A 16,933-nucleotide genomic window follows, 5' to 3' on the forward strand; every position below is an offset into this window, starting at 1 on the left:
GCCCTGTACTTCCGCTGGCCCTTCCCCCTTCTGGAGCGATCCCTATGAGCACCCACCCCGCGATGAGCAACGTGACCGGCGACACGCCCGCATCCGCGACGACAAGCGGACAGCGGGAGAGCATGGTCTGGCTGCTGCGTCAGTTCGCCTCCGAGACGCTGGGCGTCACGCACGCCGTCCTGATCTCGCGCGACGGACTGCGGCTGCTGGACAGCGACGTCGACAAGGACTGGGCGGACGAACTGTCGGCCGCCTTCAGCGGGGTTGCCTCCCTCGCGGCGAACATCACCGGCCCCACCCACAAGAAGAGGCCGGCCCGGCAGGTGATCATCGAGCGAGACGACTGCCTGTTCTTCGTCCAGAGCGCCGGGCGCAGCGCGGCCTTCGACAACCACCCCGGCAACGAACGCGGTGAGGTGGACACGATCCTCGCCGTCATCGCCACCAGGGACGCCGACGCGGGCACCGTCGGCTTCGAGATGGGCCGCCTCGTCCACAAGTTTGCCCCGTACATGCTGATCCCCGTCCGTGTCGGCACGGGCGGAGAGGTCCGGTGACCCTGCGTGGCCGCGTGGCCGAGGAGTCGGCGTTCGTGCGGACCTACACGCTGACGCGCGGGCGTACCAAGCCGCGGCACCTGCTCGGTCTGGAAACCGTGCTGGAGGCTGGACCGGGAAGGCCCGGCCCGGCGCAGGCCGAGGAGTGCGAGGAGATTCTCGCCCTGTGCCGGGAGCGCCGACGGTCGGTGGTCGAGCTGGCGGGCCGCCTTGGCCGGCCCGTCACCGCCGTCAAGATTCTTGTCTCCGACCTCCTGGACGCCGACGTCCTGGTCGTCCCTCTGACTCACCCCTATGCCGGTACGGGCGAGGGTTCCGGTCCGTCTACCCAACTGCTGGCAGCCCTTTCAGCGGGCTTGAAGAGGAAGTGGCCTGATGCCGTCGCCTATCCCCAGGCCGGATGACCCGGCCGCGGTGCTGCGGAGTTCGCCGCACCCGCGGGCCAGTGCTCCGACTGTGCTGAAGATCGTGATCGCCGGGGGCTTCGGCGCGGGCAAGACCACCGCCGTGGGCGCCGTCAGCGAGATCACGCCGCTGAGCACGGAGGAGTACCTGACCCAGGCGAGCGCGGACGTGGACAGCTTGGCGGGCATCGAGGCGAAGCAGACCACCACGGTCGCCTTCGACTTCGGCCGCCTCAGTCTCACCGACGGGCCGACGCCTCTGGAGCTGTTCCTGTTCGGTACGCCGGGCCAGGACCGGTTCGTCGACCTCTGGTACGACCTCTCCCGCGGCGCCGTCGGCGCGGTGGTCCTGGTCGACACTCGTCGGCTGGAGAGCAGCTTCACCCCGGTCAGCTTCTTCGAAGACATCGGCCTGCCCTTCGTCGTCGCCGTCAACCAGTTCGACGGCGCGCACCGCTACCACCCCGAGCAGGTCCGCACCGCGCTCGAACTCCCGGCCGCCGTGCCGGTGGTCACCTGCGACGCCCGCGACTCGAACCACATCGCCGGCGTCCTGCTGACCCTCGTCGACCACGCCGTGAACAACGCCGCCACGGGCCGCGCTGGTCACGCCCCTTCTACCTCCCTCCAGGACGCCTGATGTCACAGCACCCCAGCGGCCCCTACGGCACGCCGCAGGCCGCACCGCCCGCACGGTCCTTGCCGCGACGCGATATCCGGGACACCACCCGAGGCCCGTTCACTCCGCCCGCCACCGCCCTCACCAGCCAGCCAGCCCATCAGGCGTCGGAGCTGGCACAGCGCTATGAACTGCTGCACCGTCTGGGCGTGCCCACCGTGGCCAACGAGGACTTCGACGACTTGGCCCGCAGCATGGCTGAGCAGGCCGGGTTCCTGTACGGGTTCGTCAACCTGTTCCTGGAAAAGCAGACCTTCGTCGGGCTGCACCAGCCGCCTGCGGACAGCGGGTACGTCGTCGTCGGCCGCACAATGAGCCGCGACCACGGCTGGTGCCCGGAGGTCATGGCTCGCAGGAAGGCCCTTCCGCTGCACGACGTGCACGCGTCCCCGCGCTTCAGCGGCAACGCGGTGGTCGACGCGGTCGGGATCCGCTCCTACTTCGGCGCCCCGCTCATCCACGACAGCGGCACCGTGCTGGGCACGGTGTGCGTCATCGACCCCGAGAAGCGGCCCCTGGCCGAAGCCCGCCGTCTGCGGGACATCGTCATCAACGCCAGTGCGCAGGTGATGGACCACATCATCCGAACCCCCGTCCGCTAGGCCGTTCCACACCCCCACCCGGGTGCCGTAGGCGATCCCCGGCCGCTCCGCGTTGCGACCTTCATCCAGGGAGAGGGAGACCATGTCCGCCACACTCACCGCATCACCACCGGCGCTGCGTCCCTACCTCACCGCCCGCCACGACCTGCTGTGGCACGAGGCGGACGCCTTCGCAGCCGAGCACGTCGTGCCGCGCGCCGCGCGGATGGAGGCCGCTCCCGGCAGGGTGGAGCGCAAGGTCGCCGACCTGATGGCCTCACGGGGATGGTTCGCCGTCACCGTCCCGGCCGCCTTCGGCGGGCTGGGCGCCGGGCACGTGGCCAAGACGATCCTGGTCCACCGCATCGCGCGGGTCTCGGCGGCTGCTGCGGCCATCCTGCAAGCCACCCTCATTCCCGTTGGTGCCCTGTTGCACTTCGCCACCTACGAGCAGAAGGGACGCTGGCTGCCCCGTGTCGCGGACGGGTCCCTGCTGCTGTCGATCGCCGTGACCGAACCACTCGCCGGCGGCCACATCGGCGGCATCGAAACCACCGCCGAACGCGCCGGCAACCAGTGGGTGATCACAGGCAGCAAGGTTCATATCGGCAATAGCCACCTCGCCGGGGCCCACCTCGTCGTCGCCCGCACCGCCGGGACGGGTGTGAGCACGTCCCAGGCGCTAACCGCGTTCATGGTCGAAGCCGACCGCCCAGGGCTCTCCGTCTCCGACCACTGTGCCGGCCTCGGCTTGCACGGCTTCTCCGCCGGCCACCTCGGCCTCGATCACGTCCGCGTCCCCGACGACAACGTGGTTGGCGAGATCGGCCAGGGACTGGCCGTGGCCCAGAGCAGCAGCATTCTGTACGGCCGCCCCAATCTGGCCGCCGTCAGCCTCGGTATCCACGAAGCAGTCGTAGACACCACCACTGCTCGTCTCAAGGCCCGTCCCCGCTACCGGGGCGCCTTGTCCGACCTGCCCGTCCTGCGGGATCGCGTCGGCGGCATGGAGGCCCGCCTGCGCGCCGCCCGGATACTCGCCTACCAGGCAGTGCACCTCCTCGACCAGGGCCTGTCCTGCGACGCCGACCTGATCAACTCGAAATACCTCGGCCACCAGTGGGCCATGCAGTCCACTCAGGACGCCATGGAACTGCACGGCGCCCAGGCCCTCGATGGCGACTACGTCCTCCAGCGCCTGTGGCGCGACATCCAGCACACCTACCCGCCCGCCGGAACCGGTGAAGTCCAGCGCATACGCCTGGCCGACGCCGCCTTCGACGAGGACCACATCCAGTGGTCCGAACGCCTCGCCGCCGAAGCCGCCTGGGCACGCCCCGACCCGACGGCCGCATGAGCCCCCGTGCGCGGCACCCCGTGAATCCAAACCGCCGCGCACGGGCCCGTGCCGCCGGCCCCCGTCCCCCGCGGGGACCGGCGACACCCCTTCCAGTGACCATCCACCCAGCCGAGGAAGAGACACCGTGACCCCGCCCGTGACGACGGCCCACGCACCGATCACGCCCTTGACGCCGACCCTGCAGCGCGTCGCCCAGCACCTCGCGAACGGCCTCACGGCCCAAGAGATCGCCACGCAGACCGGACTGGCGGCCGTGACTGTCCGCCAGTACCTCCGCGACATCCGCGAGAGCCTCCACTGCCCGCCCCGCTGCAAGCCCCCGGTGATCGTGCACCGCCTGTTCGCCGTCCAGCAGGTGGCCTCGCCCACGGCGGACAGGCCGACGCCACGGCTCAGCCCGGAGCAACTGCAGCTGCTCCGAGCCGTCGCCGAGCACAGCGATGCCCGCGACATCGCCGTCGCCGCCAAGCTCGCCCCGGCCGACCAGCGCGCCGCACTCGACCAGCTCCTCATCGACACGGGCGCACGGGACACCACCCACCTGGTGATTCTGGCCCACGGCTGGAAGCTGCTGGGAACCGATCCGGCAGCGCGGAGCGGAGCGAGCCAATGAGCAGGCCCCTCACTCCCGTGGCCCGCGAAGAGCGTCCAGCTCCGGCATCGGACGCATCGGAGCCCCTGGGCGCCGTATACGCGGTGCGCACATTACGTACGGACGCCGAGCGCGAGGAAGCCGCTGCTCTCATTCAGGACCGACAGCGCTGGCTCACCGTGCGCGGTCTCCCCGTGCCCGCTCAAGCCGACGTGCCAGCCCTGTTCCGCGACCCGCAGACGAAGTCGGCAGGTCTGGTCGAGGACGGAAGGCTGCTGGCCTGCATGGTCCCCGAGCGCGACCCCGGCCTCAGCTGGGGCGAGGGCCCCTGCCTCTTCCTGGGACGCGTCCACACCCTGCCCGACCAGTCCGACGACATCACCCGGCTGATCACCCTGTGGGCCTCCGACTTCGCCGCCCGGCAGGGCCTCCCGCTCGTACGGGCCGAAGTCCTGGCCCGGCACGCCCTGCAAGCCGAGCCCGTTGCCGCCCTGCTGCGTCGGCTCACCGACATGGGCTGGGATGTACGCGGTTCCGGCCCAGGACGAGAGGGTGACCGAGTCGCCCGCCTCGAACTGACCGCCGAGCACCGCCCCGGACTCAGCGCTCTGATCAGCTGCCAGGCCCACGCTCCTCATCTGGCCGCGGACGATCGGAGCAGCGCGTGACAACCGACGAGCCGCAGCGGCCCGACCTCGCCCGCGAGCTGATCGCCCGCGCCACGAAATCGGCCGCGCACCGGGCCAAGCGCGTGCGCGACCAGCTCGACGCCGTCCAACTCGGGCAGGGCCGGCACACCGACCATGCCAACACCAACGTGTTGCGCCGCATCCTGGCCGAGCACGACTGGCCCGGCCATCGCCTCGTCGGCCCCAAAGCGGCCCGCGCCGCCTGGAGCATCGCTCTGCACAGCGACGACGACCCCGCCTTCCAGCGCGCCGCCGCCACCCTGCTGGGACGTGCAGTCTGGGCCGGCGACGCCCCGGTCCAGCACTGGGCGCACCTGCACGACCGTGCCCTCATCACCAGCAGGCGCACTCAGGAGTACGGCACCCAGCTCCTGCTGTTCGCTGACGGCATCGAGCTGTGCCCACTGCGCGCGCCGGAGTCCGTCGACAAACGGAGGGCCACGGTCGGTCTGCCGCCGATCGCTGTCGCGCTGGAGACGGTGCGCCGCCGGTACATGCCTGACGGCTCTGCCGATGAAGTCCCAAGCGTCGTCCTCGCGGAGGCCGCGTGAACAAGCGGAACACCGTGGTCTCCACCAGTCGACCCTCCGGCCACAACTCCGCTCTGCGAAAGGATCGTTGACAGATGAAGCTCACCATCGCCGTCCTCACTGCCGGTGCTGCCCTCTCCCTCAGCTTCGCTGTGGTCGGAGCCGCCCGGCTCAGGCAGGACGCGCGGCACCAAGCCGAGCGCAACGAGGCGCTCCTCGCGGGCAACCAGCTCGACTGGCTGAACCGGGTGTCCACCAACGCCGACCTCGCCGAGCTGTGGAAGCCCGAGGACATGAAGGCCGGGGAGTACATGCAGCTCATGTCGGCCAACCGACTCATCTGCGCCCTCAGCCTCCGACACTGCCTCGGCCGTATCCGCGACGGACAGCTGCCGTTCTACGCCGCGATGGTCATGAGTAGCGACGTCTGCCGGCGCTACTGGCAGCGCTTCGGCGACCTCCGCGCTCAGGAGGCCGAGGGCGACGAGCGGGCCGAGTACTTCACCCGGGTGCTGGAGCAGGCCGCGAAAAACCACCCGCAGGCGCAGCCCGCAGCAGCTTGAACGCACCCCACCGGCCCCGGACGCGCGACGGCTCAGACGATTTCGCCACCGTCGCCGTCCGGCAGCAGACCCCGGGGCCCGACCGGGCCTCGGCATCCCGCACCATCCATCACTCCTAGGAGGCATGCATGACCGCCATCCAGGCCGAGAGGCCGACCGCTCCCGCGCAGGCGAACCTCGTGAAGGCCGACGACGACCCGTTCGGGCTCGACATCACCTTCATCGAGGGAACGCCGGCGACCGAGACGGTCCTGATGTGCAGCACGGGCGACAACTGCGGCAGCTCCTGCCCCAGCGCCTGCACCACCTCGTAAGCCGGATCACCCCGGCAACGCGGGCCGGACGGGGGCTTCCCCCGTCCGGTCTGCCCCGCCCGTCACGCAGAAGATGAGGAGAGCCCTGATGACACGGCACCGGCCCAGACTGTACGAGGCTGCGGGGCAGGCCATGCTGCGCGCTGCGGTACACACGGCCGAGCCCGCCATGCCGCCCTGGCCGACGCACACGGCACCTGTGGAGGAGTGGCGCGCGTGGTTGAGCACGGTGTGGTCCGACACCGATTTCCGCCGGACCGTGTCGCAGGCGAGCCCTCACCTGGCGGACCAGGTGCAGGCCATCATCGACGGCCGTACACCGAAGGTGCGCCGGATGCGGCGGGCGGCGCTGGCCACCGCCCGCTACGCGATTCGTTACGTACGCCGCTCCACCCCTTACGGCCTGTTCGCTGGCGTCGCCCCGCTCGGCTTCGATCAGACCACGTCCGTCCGCATCGGCGACGAGCACCAGGCCGTGGCCCGCCCCGAGCCGATCGGGCTCGAGGAAGTTCTCAGTACCTGGGAGAGCGACGCTGCGCGTATGGCCGACGCCGAGGTCTGCGTCAATACCCTGATCCGACAGCGCGACCAGCACATCCACGTACCGTCCGAGGGCGACGCCGAATTCCGCCTCGCCCTGAGCCCCGCACTGCGTCTCGTCCTCGACCTGTCCCGATCGCCCATCAGGTACCGCCAGTTGTCCGACAAGCTGGCCGCGGAGTTCCCCTCCGTGAGCGGCACCGCGCGCGACCGGCTGCTCGGTGAACTGCTGCGGGTGCGGCTGTTGCGCTCCTCGCTGCGCGCGCCCGCCACCGTCGCCGACCCCACCGAAGTCTTATCGCCCGCGGCGCGCGCTCAGGCAGCCGGCCTGCGGACCGCATGCGACCTGCGGTTGGACGCCGAAGTGCGACTGCCCGAGCAGGTGCTGACCGAAGTGGAGACCGCGGCGACCGTACTGGCCCGCCTCGTCACCCATCCGACCGGGACACCGACCTGGCGGCGGTGGATCGAGCAGTTCACCGAGCGCTACGGCGAGACCACGAGTGTTCCGGTGGAGGTGGCCACGGATCCTGACCGGGGCGTGGGGTTCCCGGCAGGGTTCGTCACGGCGAGCGAACCGCCCCGGCCGATGTCCCGGCGTGACCGTCTGCTGCTGGAGCTGGCCGGCACCGCCGCCGCCGAAGGCAGCAGCGCCGTCGCGCTGACCGGGGCGATGATCGAGGAACTGGAGGCAGCGGCTGGCGACAGACCCCAGGACCTGGCGCCTCACCTCGAACTGGCCGGACAGGTCCACGCTCCCTCTATTCCGGCACTGGACCGGGGTGACTTCCGGCTGCGCGTTCTGACCGTCTCCCGCTCGGCCGGGTCTATGACCGGCCGGTTCTGGCACCTGTTCCCCGGAACCCAGGAGGCGTACGCGAACCTGCCCACCGTCGATCCGGCGGCGGAGCTCGCGCAGCTCTCCTTCCACGCCGGCCGGGTGCCTGCTGACCTGCTCACCCGCGCGCCCCAGGCCCTGCCCCGGATCGTGAGCGTTGGCGAATTCCGCCGCCCCGGCCCGAACGTCCTCTTCCCCCGTGACCTGTCGGTCACCGTCGCCGACGGCCGCCCCCAGCTGGTGGAGTCCGCAACGGGCAAGCCGCTGGAGCTGCTGGCCCCCACGGCTATCAACTTCCTGTGGAACAACTACACCCCGCCGATGGCCCGCTTCCTCGGCGAGATCAGCCGGGCCGCGTCCGCGCAGGTGACCTGGTTCGACTGGGGCGCCGCCTGGACCCTGCCCTTCACCCCGGCCCTCACCTACCGGCGCACCACCCTCACCGCCGCCCGGTGGAAGATCCGCAGCCGCACGCTGCCCGCCCGCACCGCCCCACTCCAACAGTGGGCGGACCAACTCCACGCCTGGCGTGCCCGGTTCCGGGTGCCGGAGCGGGTCCTGCTCGCCGAGGACGACCAGCAGCTGCCCCTCGATCTGACCCGCGACGTCGACCTGGACCTCCTGCGCGCGCACCTGGACGCCAGCCCCTTCGGCATCGCCACCCTGCACGACGCGCCCCCGCCGGACGCCGACGGGTGGATCGGCGGCCGGGCCCACAGCATCGTCGTCCCCCTGGCCAGGCGCTCATGACCACGACGACCGTGCCCCGCACGCAGGACCTGTCCGAGGGCGCCCTGGGGATGGCCCTGCTCGACATCGAGCGCCGCGACCTGTCCACCGCACGCCGCCACCTCGCCCAGGCGACTGCCCGCGGGGTGAGCACCGGCAGCAACGCATCTCTCTTCCACGGTGCTCCCGCTCTGGAGTTCGTCCTGGCCCGCGCCCGCGGGGCCGACGACGACGTCCGCGCGGCCGTCGACCACGTCGTGGACGCCCGGCTCGCCGCCGCCCACCGCCGCCAGGCGGCCAGCGCGCTGCCCCACCTCGCCGAATGGGACCTCATCCGCGGCATGACCGGACTCGCCGCCCTCCTGCTCTCCCGCCAACCGCCCGCGCCACAGCTGCCCGACGTGCTCACCTGCCTCGTCGCACTCGCCCACCCCCTCCGCGGTGACGGTCGGATGCTGCCCGGGTGGTGGTCGCCGGTCGGCCCCGACGGGAAGACGATGGCCGGCGGGCACGGCAACAACGGCATGGCTCACGGCATCGCGGGGCCCCTGGCCGTGCTCTCCCTCGCCCTGCATGAAGGCGTCAGCGTCCCCGGCCAGGAGGAAGCCGTCGGCACCTTCGCGACCTGGCTCGACCGGCACGGCAGCCATTACTGGTCCACCGCAGCCCACCTGGACACCGACCAGCCGCCAGAGGCGGAACCGGCCCGCCAGTCCTGGTGCTACGGCCAGCCCGGCATGGCCCGCGCCCAGCAGCTCGCCGCGCTCGCCCTCGATGACCCCGCCCGGCGCCGAGCGGCAGAGGACACCGTCGCGACCATCCTGACCGACCCGCTGCACCTCGCCCGCATCACCGACTCGACCCTCTGCCACGGCTGGGCCGGCCTGCTGATGCTCACCCGCGCGGTCGCCGCCGACAGCCCCTCACCCGCACGCTTCACCCCGATCATCCAGGACCTGCACCGACGGCTGGCCGCCGACTGGAAGCGCCTGCCCAAACCAGGATTCATGGAAGGCCGTGCCGGAGCCCAACTCGCCCTGAACGCTACCGACAACACCGGCTGGACCCGCGCCCTCCTGCTCACCTGACCCTGCCGCCTCGCAAGGAGATGACTCCTCATGGCCTTCGACGACGAGAACCTGCCGATCCCTCCGGCCACGTCCTGGTGGCACGCCTCCGTGGCCTTCCCCGACCAGCACGCGGGCGCCGCCCAAGCCCTGGCGACCGCACTGTCCGGGCACCGCTTCCACTTCCTACGCAAGGACGCCGGCGTGCGCCTGCGCACCGAACAGCCTGCCACCAGCCTGCTGGACCAGCTCGTCGCCGACCGCGTGATCACCGGCTGGACGGGCGGAATCTACGAGCCGGAGACCCATGCCTTCGGCGGTCCCGAAGCCATGGCCGTCGCGCACGACGTGTTCTGCGCCGACAGCCCGGCCGCGCTCGCCGAGACCGGCGTCCCCGGCGCCCGCGAGCGCAGCGTGATGCTGCTGTCCGCCATGATCCGCGCGGCCGGGCTGGACCCGTTCGAAGCCGGAGACGTCTACGCCCGGTGGGCCGCCCTGCGGCCCGCCGCCACTCCGCCCCAGGGGCCCGCCCTGGAGAAGGCCGTCTCCGCGATGCGGCGGCTGATGAACGCTGACGCCGCCCTACGCCCCGACGCGGAGGCGGGCTGGGTCGAACGCGTCGCCGCGTTCGAGGACGCCGGCCGCCGCCTGCGCCGGCTCGCCGCCGACGGCCGGCTGATACGCGGGATCCGGGGCGTCATCGCCCATCACGCGATCTTCGCGTTCAACCGCGCAGGCGTGCCTGCCGAAGTGCAGGCCGCCACCGCGTGGCTCGGCCGTCACGTCGCCTTCTCCACCGGAGAAGGCGACGTGTCTACCCGCAAGTCCGCCTCCGCGGACCCTAGCCTCCCCCGAATGGAGACCACCGTGACACCCGTAACCGACCCCAACCAGCTGCGCGAAGCCCTCGCCCAGCGGCTCGTCGACAGCGGCCACCTGCGCAGCCAGGCGGCCATCGACGCCTTCCGCACCACCGACCGGCACGCCTTCCTGCCCGGCGTCGACCTGGAGAGCGCGTACAAGGAGGACGCGGTCCCGATCAAGCACGACGAGCACGGGGAGATGATCTCCTGCATCTCCGCGCCGTCCATCGTCGCCACCCAGCTCGAACAGCTCGGCGCCCAGCCCGGCCACAAGGTCCTGGAAGCCGGAGCGGCCACCGGCTACAACGCCGCCCTCCTCGGCAAGATCGTCTCCCCCGGCGGGCAGGTGTGGACCCTCGACGTCGACCAGGACCTCGTCGCCGGCGCGAACAAGAACCTCTCCGAGGCCGGCGTCGACAACGCCACCGCGGTGATGGCCGACGGCGCGGCCGGATTGCCTGAGCACGCCCCCTACGACCGGATCATCTTCACTGTCGGCGCCGGCGACGTCCCCGTGAAGATCCTCGACCAGCTCGCGCCCGACGGGCGCCTGGTCCTGCCGATGCGCATCCGCGGCAGCATCTCCCGCTCCTTCGCCTTCGAACGCGACGGGGACACGTGGAAGACCGTCTCCTGCGAGATGGCCACCTTCGTCCCGCTCCGCAAGGGCGTATGCGACGACGTGTACACACTCGTCCCCATGGCCGGCGAGGGCAGCGTCCGCCTGGAGACGTTCAGCGAGCAGGACGTCGACCGCGAGGCGCTGCGCACGGTTCTCGACGAACAGCAGACCAAGCTCTACACCGGGGTGAAGTTCCGCCAGGGCTCCGCCTGGGAGTGGCTGTACCTGTACCTGGCCTGCGCACTGCCCAACGGCCTCTCCCGCCTGCCGGGCCAGCGCCCCGGATTCACCCCACACTTCGGGTGGGGCTCCATGGCAGCCCTCGACGGCGGGTCGCTGGCCTACCTGACCATCCGCGAGGGCGAGGATGAGAAGGGCCGGTACTGGGAGGTCGGCGTGATCGGCCACGGCGAGGGCGGTGCCGACATCGCCGAGCGTGTGGTGAGCGAGATCCGCGCCTGGGACGCCAGCGGCGGCAACGACGCCCCCGAGCCGGGCTTCCGGATGGCCGTCGCGGACTCGCGTGACCGGCTGACTGCGGACGACGCCCGCTTCGTCGTCGACAAGCCTTACAGCCGACTGGTTGTCGACTGGGCGCGCAAGGGCTGAGCCGATGATCCCCGCGATAGCCAGCCGCATCCCCCTGGTCCGCCGCACCAAGGCGCCCGCGCTCCCCTTGGAGGAGCGCATCAACCACCTCACCGGGCTGACCGTCGCGCCCGCAGGTGCGAGCCACCACGACCTGGTGGCCCGCGCCTGCGGGGTCCTCAACTACGCGGCTCTCATCGCCTCCGACGTCGGCCTGCCCGACCTGGCCGAGGATCTGTGCTGGCGCCAGCACCAGGTCTTCGCCAACGCCGGGCGCCTCAGCGGACGGGTCGCCGTCATGTCGCTGATGCCGCTCGTCAACCTCGCCCGCTTGCAGACTCGCGCCGGCCACGGCGAACTCGCCTACAGCTTGTTGCACTGCCTCAACGACGCTGCCCGGCACCGCAACAAGACCGACCTCGACGGCCGCACCGTCGACCTCTCGACCCTGACCGGCACGGACGAGGGCCACCGCTCGGTGTGCCAGGAGCTGTACGTCACCCTGCTCGTGGACGGCGCCCGCGCCCTCGCCCAGATCGGGCGGTGGACCGAGGCCGCCGACGCCATGGCCCAGCACCGCGGCATCGGCAACCGCCTCCTCGACGGCCGTCAGATCAAGATCATGGCCCTGATGGAGCAGGGCCTGGACCAGCAGGCCCGCGACCTGATCGACACCACCCAGCCCACGGAACCCTGGGAGATGGCCGTGGCCACCCTCCTGCGCGCCCACTGCCGCCCGGTCGCGGCACCACTTGCGCGAGCCGACGTCGACCAGGCCCAGCACGCAGCCGTCTCGCTCCTGGCCGATCCCGAACCCTCGATCGCCGTGTTCCAGACCCGGACGGGCCTGGCTGCCTTGGAACTCGACGTCAACGGGCCGCAAACGAACTCGCTCCTCTCAGCTCTCACCGACGTGGCCCGCCTCGACGCCTATGCCGCGCGTGAAGTGCTGAACCACCCGACTATCCGGGCACTGCTCAGCACCGAGCGGACATCTGCGCTCGGCTCAGTGGTCTCTGACGCAGGTCTCGGTGCCGGAACCCTGCCCGCAGATCACCAGCGGTCGCTGACCGAAGCCGTCACGCTCGGCGAAGCCGATCTGAGGCGACTTCTCCGAGACGACCAGGCGGCACCAGGCAATCCCCCGATGGAGGTACCGCAACCCACATGAGTGATCGAACGCAGCATCACAGCCCGCCTCGCCCGACCACAGAAGGAGAGGGCCCGGTATTCGAATTCGGGTTCTAGATTTCGCCCGCGTCCACCCGTTACGGCGACGGCCGACCCGCCGTTATCCGATCACCTGTCCGCATTTCAGTCCGAGGAGCCCCCGTGAATCCCGTACGCCGCCCTGCGCTTGTTCATCCCGCGTTCGAAAACACCACCGCTTCCTCGGGTACCCCCCGGCACTCCGCAGCCGGCCGCAACGCTTCGTCCGCCCGTGGGTCACGACCGGATACGAGGTGCCTGGCATGACCCACGCCGCCACCCACGGTCGGGACCGGCACACCGTCGGGCGCCTGCAGCAGGAGGGTCGTCTGTGAGCGGGGAGCCTCACCTGCTGATCGCCGACGTCGCCCAGGTCCTACTCCGGTCCAACGGTGCCGCCCTGTGCGTACGCCGTAAGGCGGACGCTGCCCTCGCACCGGGACAGCTCACTGTCGTGGGCGGCCACCTGCAGGCCGGTGAACCACTCGACCACGCCGCACGGCGCGAAGCGCAGGAGGAGGCGGGCGTTTTCATCAGCGCGGAGCAGCAGGAGTTCTGCGGCCTCATACACCATCACAACGCCCATGGCGGGCTGGATCGGATCACCGCCGTGTTCGTGTCCCAGTCGTGGACGGGTGAGCCGTACAACGCCGAGCCGGACAAGCACGAAGGGCTCTTCTGGGTGCCGATGGAAAGACCCTCCCCGAACTGCCACCCCTACACCGCCGCGATCTTCCACGTGCTCATCCACGGCCCGTCCTACCGGGCCATCAACTGGTCCGCAGGAGGCGCGGCGTGAAGAGGTTCTTCGGCCCGGTCACGATGGCCGATCCGCAGGTCTCCGACGCCGAGCACGAGCTGTTCGGCGGTCCCCTGCGCTACGACATGGGCTGGTCCCAGCACGAGCACGCGACGTTGGACCTGACCATGATGTCGGCGCTGCGCTCCATGCCCGGTCTCGTCGGTGCGACGCTGCGCATGGCGTGGCAGGCCGACCGGCGTGCCCTGCTGTCGGTCGGGGTGAGCGAGATCGGCCAGGGCATTGCCGCAGCCGCCGGACTGCTGGCGGTCAACGCGGTCATGCACGCCCTGCTCGCCGGCAGCGGCAGCGCCGCCGAGCGGCTGCACGCCCTGTTACCCGGCCTGCTGGCCGCAGCGATCATCGGCGTCGTCAACTCCGCCCTGTCGGCCTGGTCCACCTCCCGCGCCGGACGGCTCGAGCCCAAGGTAGAGCGGATCGCCACCACCCAGTACCTGGCCGCCGCAGCCCGCGTCGAGCTGGAGGCCATCGACGACCCCGACTTCCGGCGGCTCGTGGACATCGCCCAGCACGGCCCCAGCTCCGCCCGCCGCATGATCAGCTCCTGCGTCGCCGCGCTGAACGGCCTCATCTCCCTGACCACCACCGCTGGCGTCCTCGCCGTACTCCACCCCGCGCTGCTGCCCATGCTGATCCTCATCGCCGCGCCGCGCGGCTGGGGCGCCATGCGGGTCGCCCAGGAACGCTACGTGTCGGTGATGAGCTGGATCGAACACGTGCGGGCCAGCCGCCTGATCGGCAACCTGCTCACCGAACGCACCGCCGCGCAAGAAGTCCGTCTTCACGCGGTCGGCCCCTTCCTCCTCAGCCGCTATGAGCGCATGGCCGAGAGCGCCGAAGCCGAGCAAGAACGCCTCGCCTCCAGCAAGGCCCTCACTGAGTGGGTCGCCTCCGCACTGTCCGGCCTGGCCATGGCCGCGACCTACGGGACCATGTTCTGGCTGATCATGGCCGGGCACATGAGCCTCGCCGTCGCCGGTACCGCCGTCATCGCGGTACGTGCCGGCTCGGCGAGCCTGGGCGCGCTGGTCATGAACATCAACCAGCTGCACGAGGAGAGCCTCTACGTCCGCGACCATGGCCGTTTCCTCACCGAGGCCGGCCAGCGGACGCTGCCTGCCGGCGGGGCTCCCGTACCGGAACGCATCAAGGAGATCGTTCTCGACCAGGTCACCTACCGCTACCCCGACCGGGACACCGCGGCGCTGGACGGGGTATCCCTGACCCTGCCGATGGGGTCGGTGACCGCGGTGGTGGGCGAGAACGGCTCCGGCAAGAGCACCCTGATGAAGATCCTCTCCGGCATGCTGCTGCCTGAGAGCGGCACGCTGCGCTGGGGCGAGGCGGACCTCACCGACCTCGACCGGGCCCAGGTCTTCGAGCGCGTCTCCCTGCTCACCCAGGACTTCCAGCGCTGGCCGGTGACCGCCGCGATGAACATCCGCCTCGGCCGCCCCGACCACCCGGCAACCGACGATGACCTGAAGCCCTCGGTCGACTACGCCGTCGCCGGCCCCGTCATCGCCAAACTCCCCGACGGCCTGCGCAGTCTGCTGGCCCGCATGTTCCGCGGTGCCATCGAGCTGTCCGGCGGTGAATGGCAGAAAGTCGGCCTGGCCCGCACGCACTGGCGTAGCTCAACATCGCAGGCAGACGGCGTCCTCATCGTGGACGAGCCCACCTCCGCCCTCGACCCTGAAGCCGAGATCGAAGCCTTCAACCGCATCCGCCGCCTCGCCGCACCGAACCGGGCCGTCGTCCTGGTCACCCACCGCATGTCCGGCGTCCGCCACGCCGACCACATCTACGTCCTCAACAACGGGCACCTCGCCGAGCACGGCACCCACGACGAACTCATGGCCGCCCGCGGCCGATACGCCGCCATGTTCGACGCCCAAGCCGCCCAGTACGCCCCGACCACGGCCATTCCCCACCCCGCAGCGCCCACCGTCCCGGACCAGGTATGAGCCGCTCGCCCGAAAGGCCCACCGTGACCACACCCCCCATCACCACGGACCTCGACGAAGCCGCCCCCCTGCGCCACCAGCTGGCCGACCACCTGGCAGCCGCCGGAGACATCCGCACACCCGCGGTCGACCACGCCCTGCGCACCGTACCCCGCCACGCCTTCGCCCCCGAGGTGTCCCTCGAAGCCGCGTACGCCAACGACATCGTCGCCACCCGCCATGCGCCCGACGGCCAGGTGATTAGCTCCATCTCCGCACCCTGGCTGCAGGCCGACATGCTCGAAGCCGCCCGCGTCCAGCCCGGCCACCACGTGCTGGAGATCGGCTCCGGCGGCTACAACGCCGCCCTGATCGCCGAACTCGTCGGCCCGGCCGGTCACGTCACCACCCTCGACATCGATCCTGCCGTCACCGAGCGGGCCACCCGCTTCCTCGCCGAGACCGGGTACGACGGCGTCCGCGTCGTCACCGCAGACCCCGAGCACCTGCCCAAACGGCTGATTCCGGACGGCGGATTCGACGCCATCGTGGTCACCGTCGACACCTGGGACCTGCCCTGGATCGGTGCCCTGGCCGAAGGCGGCCGTCTCATCGCGCCGCTGCGGCTGCACGGCTACCACTGGGCCATCGGCTTCACCAAGGTCAAGGGGGCACTGCTCAGCGACGAGCCGCTCATCGTCTGCGGCTTCGTCGCCATGCAGGGCGACGGCGCCTGGAACACGAACCGCCGCACCGTCCCCGGCACAGGCGTCCACCTTTCCTGGGAAGACGGCACCCCGCTGCCCGTCGACCAACTCCCTCCCGCCCTCAACCGCGAGCCGAGCGTCACCCGCACCAACATCACCGTCGGCGGCCAGGAACCGTTCGACGCCCTCATGCTCTACCTCGCCGGCGCCCTGCCCGGCTTCTGCCGCCTGGAGGTCGACCCGGACGTCAACAGCGGAGTCCTGAACCCACCGCCCCGCCATTGGCCCGGCGCCGCCATCGTCCGCGGTGCCTCCCTCGCCCGGCTGACCCATGAGCGCATCGGCGACGGAGACGACGGCAAGGGCCGGTACGAGTTCGTTATTCACGGCTACGGCGACCAAGGACACCTCGCCGCACAGGAGATGGCCGATCAGGTCGAGCACTGGCAGCACAACCACCGCGGCGCACGCTACCCCCGTATCACCGCCCACCCGGCAGCCGGCCGTGCCCCGGCGGACACGGACCACCAGCCGCACGTGTTCGCCAAGAAGCACACCCTCATCACCCTGGACTGGCCGATCGTCTCCGGCAGCGCCGGGAGCCGCAGCCCCGGATGAGCAGCGGTACCTCCCGCTCTCCCTAGTGTCCTGAGTCGGGAATTCGCTTCGTAAGTCAGTGCTGGTTCGGCATGATGGCCGGGTGGCGAGGACGGGACGGCCGAAGGCCGAGCTGGT

The 16,933-nt window shown here is 70.9% G+C and carries 17 protein-coding genes; all 17 read left to right on the forward strand.

What is annotated here, in order from left to right; translation table 11 throughout:
- Positions 1-44: 44 nt before the first annotated feature.
- Positions 45-557, forward strand: a complete 513-nt coding sequence (locus ACZ44S_RS06590; protein WP_390994210.1) for a roadblock/LC7 domain-containing protein — start codon at positions 45-47, stop codon at positions 555-557.
- A complete protein-coding gene (locus tag ACZ44S_RS06595; RefSeq protein WP_030422129.1) occupies positions 554-961 on the forward strand; it encodes a DUF742 domain-containing protein in 408 nt (135 codons plus the stop codon). Before ACZ44S_RS06590 ends, ACZ44S_RS06595 begins: the two co-directional genes overlap by 4 nt.
- A gap of 52 nt (positions 962-1,013) precedes the next feature.
- A complete protein-coding gene (locus tag ACZ44S_RS06600; protein ID WP_216717414.1) occupies positions 1,014-1,601 on the forward strand; it encodes a GTP-binding protein in 588 nt (195 codons plus the stop codon).
- Positions 1,601-2,242 (forward strand): GAF domain-containing protein, encoded by a 642-nt coding sequence (locus tag ACZ44S_RS06605; protein ID WP_216717415.1) that lies wholly within the window; start codon positions 1,601-1,603, stop codon positions 2,240-2,242. Before ACZ44S_RS06600 ends, ACZ44S_RS06605 begins: the two co-directional genes overlap by 1 nt.
- Positions 2,243-2,324: 82 nt before the next feature.
- A complete protein-coding gene (locus ACZ44S_RS06610) occupies positions 2,325-3,578 on the forward strand; it encodes an acyl-CoA dehydrogenase family protein (protein WP_466925155.1) in 1,254 nt (417 codons plus the stop codon).
- Positions 3,579-3,705: 127 nt separating this feature from the next.
- The gene (locus ACZ44S_RS06615; protein ID WP_308295269.1) at positions 3,706-4,194 is read left to right on the forward strand and encodes a LuxR C-terminal-related transcriptional regulator; all 489 of its coding nucleotides are present in this window, start codon (positions 3,706-3,708) and stop codon (positions 4,192-4,194) included.
- Positions 4,195-4,277: 83 nt separating this feature from the next.
- The gene (locus tag ACZ44S_RS06620) at positions 4,278-4,841 is read left to right on the forward strand and encodes a hypothetical protein (protein ID WP_390994213.1); all 564 of its coding nucleotides are present in this window, start codon (positions 4,278-4,280) and stop codon (positions 4,839-4,841) included.
- A complete protein-coding gene (locus ACZ44S_RS06625; RefSeq protein ID WP_030422123.1) occupies positions 4,838-5,413 on the forward strand; it encodes a DUF6624 domain-containing protein in 576 nt (191 codons plus the stop codon). Before ACZ44S_RS06620 ends, ACZ44S_RS06625 begins: the two co-directional genes overlap by 4 nt.
- 74 nt (positions 5,414-5,487) lie before the next feature.
- Entirely contained in the window at positions 5,488-5,955 is a 468-nt protein-coding gene (locus ACZ44S_RS06630; protein WP_390994215.1) for a DUF6082 family protein, read from the forward strand.
- A gap of 128 nt (positions 5,956-6,083) precedes the next feature.
- The gene (locus tag ACZ44S_RS06635; protein WP_030422121.1) at positions 6,084-6,269 is read left to right on the forward strand and encodes an FxLD family lanthipeptide; all 186 of its coding nucleotides are present in this window, start codon (positions 6,084-6,086) and stop codon (positions 6,267-6,269) included.
- An 88-nt stretch (positions 6,270-6,357) separates the two neighbouring features.
- Positions 6,358-8,397 carry a lantibiotic dehydratase family protein gene (locus tag ACZ44S_RS06640; protein ID WP_466925160.1) on the forward strand — a complete coding sequence of 680 codons (2,040 nt, stop codon included), beginning with the start codon at positions 6,358-6,360 and terminating at the stop codon, positions 8,395-8,397.
- A complete protein-coding gene (locus ACZ44S_RS06645) occupies positions 8,394-9,464 on the forward strand; it encodes a lanthionine synthetase C family protein (RefSeq protein WP_390994216.1) in 1,071 nt (356 codons plus the stop codon). Before ACZ44S_RS06640 ends, ACZ44S_RS06645 begins: the two co-directional genes overlap by 4 nt.
- A gap of 30 nt (positions 9,465-9,494) precedes the next feature.
- Positions 9,495-11,537, forward strand: a complete 2,043-nt coding sequence (gene fxlM, locus ACZ44S_RS06650) for a methyltransferase, FxLD system (protein ID WP_390994217.1) — start codon at positions 9,495-9,497, stop codon at positions 11,535-11,537.
- A 4-nt stretch (positions 11,538-11,541) separates the two neighbouring features.
- On the forward strand, positions 11,542-12,687 hold the full coding sequence (locus ACZ44S_RS06655) for a hypothetical protein (RefSeq protein WP_390994218.1): 1,146 nt from the start codon (positions 11,542-11,544) through the stop codon (positions 12,685-12,687).
- Positions 12,688-13,056: 369 nt separating this feature from the next.
- Positions 13,057-13,524, forward strand: a complete 468-nt coding sequence (locus ACZ44S_RS06660; protein ID WP_390994219.1) for an NUDIX domain-containing protein — start codon at positions 13,057-13,059, stop codon at positions 13,522-13,524.
- A complete protein-coding gene (locus ACZ44S_RS06665; protein ID WP_390994220.1) occupies positions 13,521-15,512 on the forward strand; it encodes an ABC transporter ATP-binding protein in 1,992 nt (663 codons plus the stop codon). The genes ACZ44S_RS06660 and ACZ44S_RS06665 overlap by 4 nt, the downstream gene beginning before the upstream one ends.
- Before the next feature lie 23 nt (positions 15,513-15,535).
- The gene (gene fxlM, locus ACZ44S_RS06670; RefSeq protein WP_466925165.1) at positions 15,536-16,816 is read left to right on the forward strand and encodes a methyltransferase, FxLD system; all 1,281 of its coding nucleotides are present in this window, start codon (positions 15,536-15,538) and stop codon (positions 16,814-16,816) included.
- The last annotated feature ends 117 nt before the right edge of the window (positions 16,817-16,933 follow it).

This window comes from Streptomyces malachitofuscus, from assembly GCF_055571035.1.

Bases quoted from the DNA above. Each gene is read 5' to 3' on its own strand.
- ACZ44S_RS06590 (WP_390994210.1), top strand. From the start codon at position 45: ATGAGCACCCACCCCGCGATGAGCAACGTGACCGGCGACACGCCCGCA.
- ACZ44S_RS06605 (WP_216717415.1), top strand. From the start codon at position 1,601: ATGTCACAGCACCCCAGCGGCCCCTACGGCACGCCGCAGGCCGCACCG.
- ACZ44S_RS06610 (WP_466925155.1), top strand. From the start codon at position 2,325: ATGTCCGCCACACTCACCGCATCACCACCGGCGCTGCGTCCCTACCTC.
- ACZ44S_RS06630 (WP_390994215.1), top strand. From the start codon at position 5,488: ATGAAGCTCACCATCGCCGTCCTCACTGCCGGTGCTGCCCTCTCCCTC.
- ACZ44S_RS06635 (WP_030422121.1), top strand. From the start codon at position 6,084: ATGACCGCCATCCAGGCCGAGAGGCCGACCGCTCCCGCGCAGGCGAAC.
- ACZ44S_RS06640 (WP_466925160.1), top strand. From the start codon at position 6,358: ATGACACGGCACCGGCCCAGACTGTACGAGGCTGCGGGGCAGGCCATG.
- ACZ44S_RS06645 (WP_390994216.1), top strand. From the start codon at position 8,394: ATGACCACGACGACCGTGCCCCGCACGCAGGACCTGTCCGAGGGCGCC.
- fxlM (WP_390994217.1), top strand. From the start codon at position 9,495: ATGGCCTTCGACGACGAGAACCTGCCGATCCCTCCGGCCACGTCCTGG.
- ACZ44S_RS06655 (WP_390994218.1), top strand. From the start codon at position 11,542: ATGATCCCCGCGATAGCCAGCCGCATCCCCCTGGTCCGCCGCACCAAG.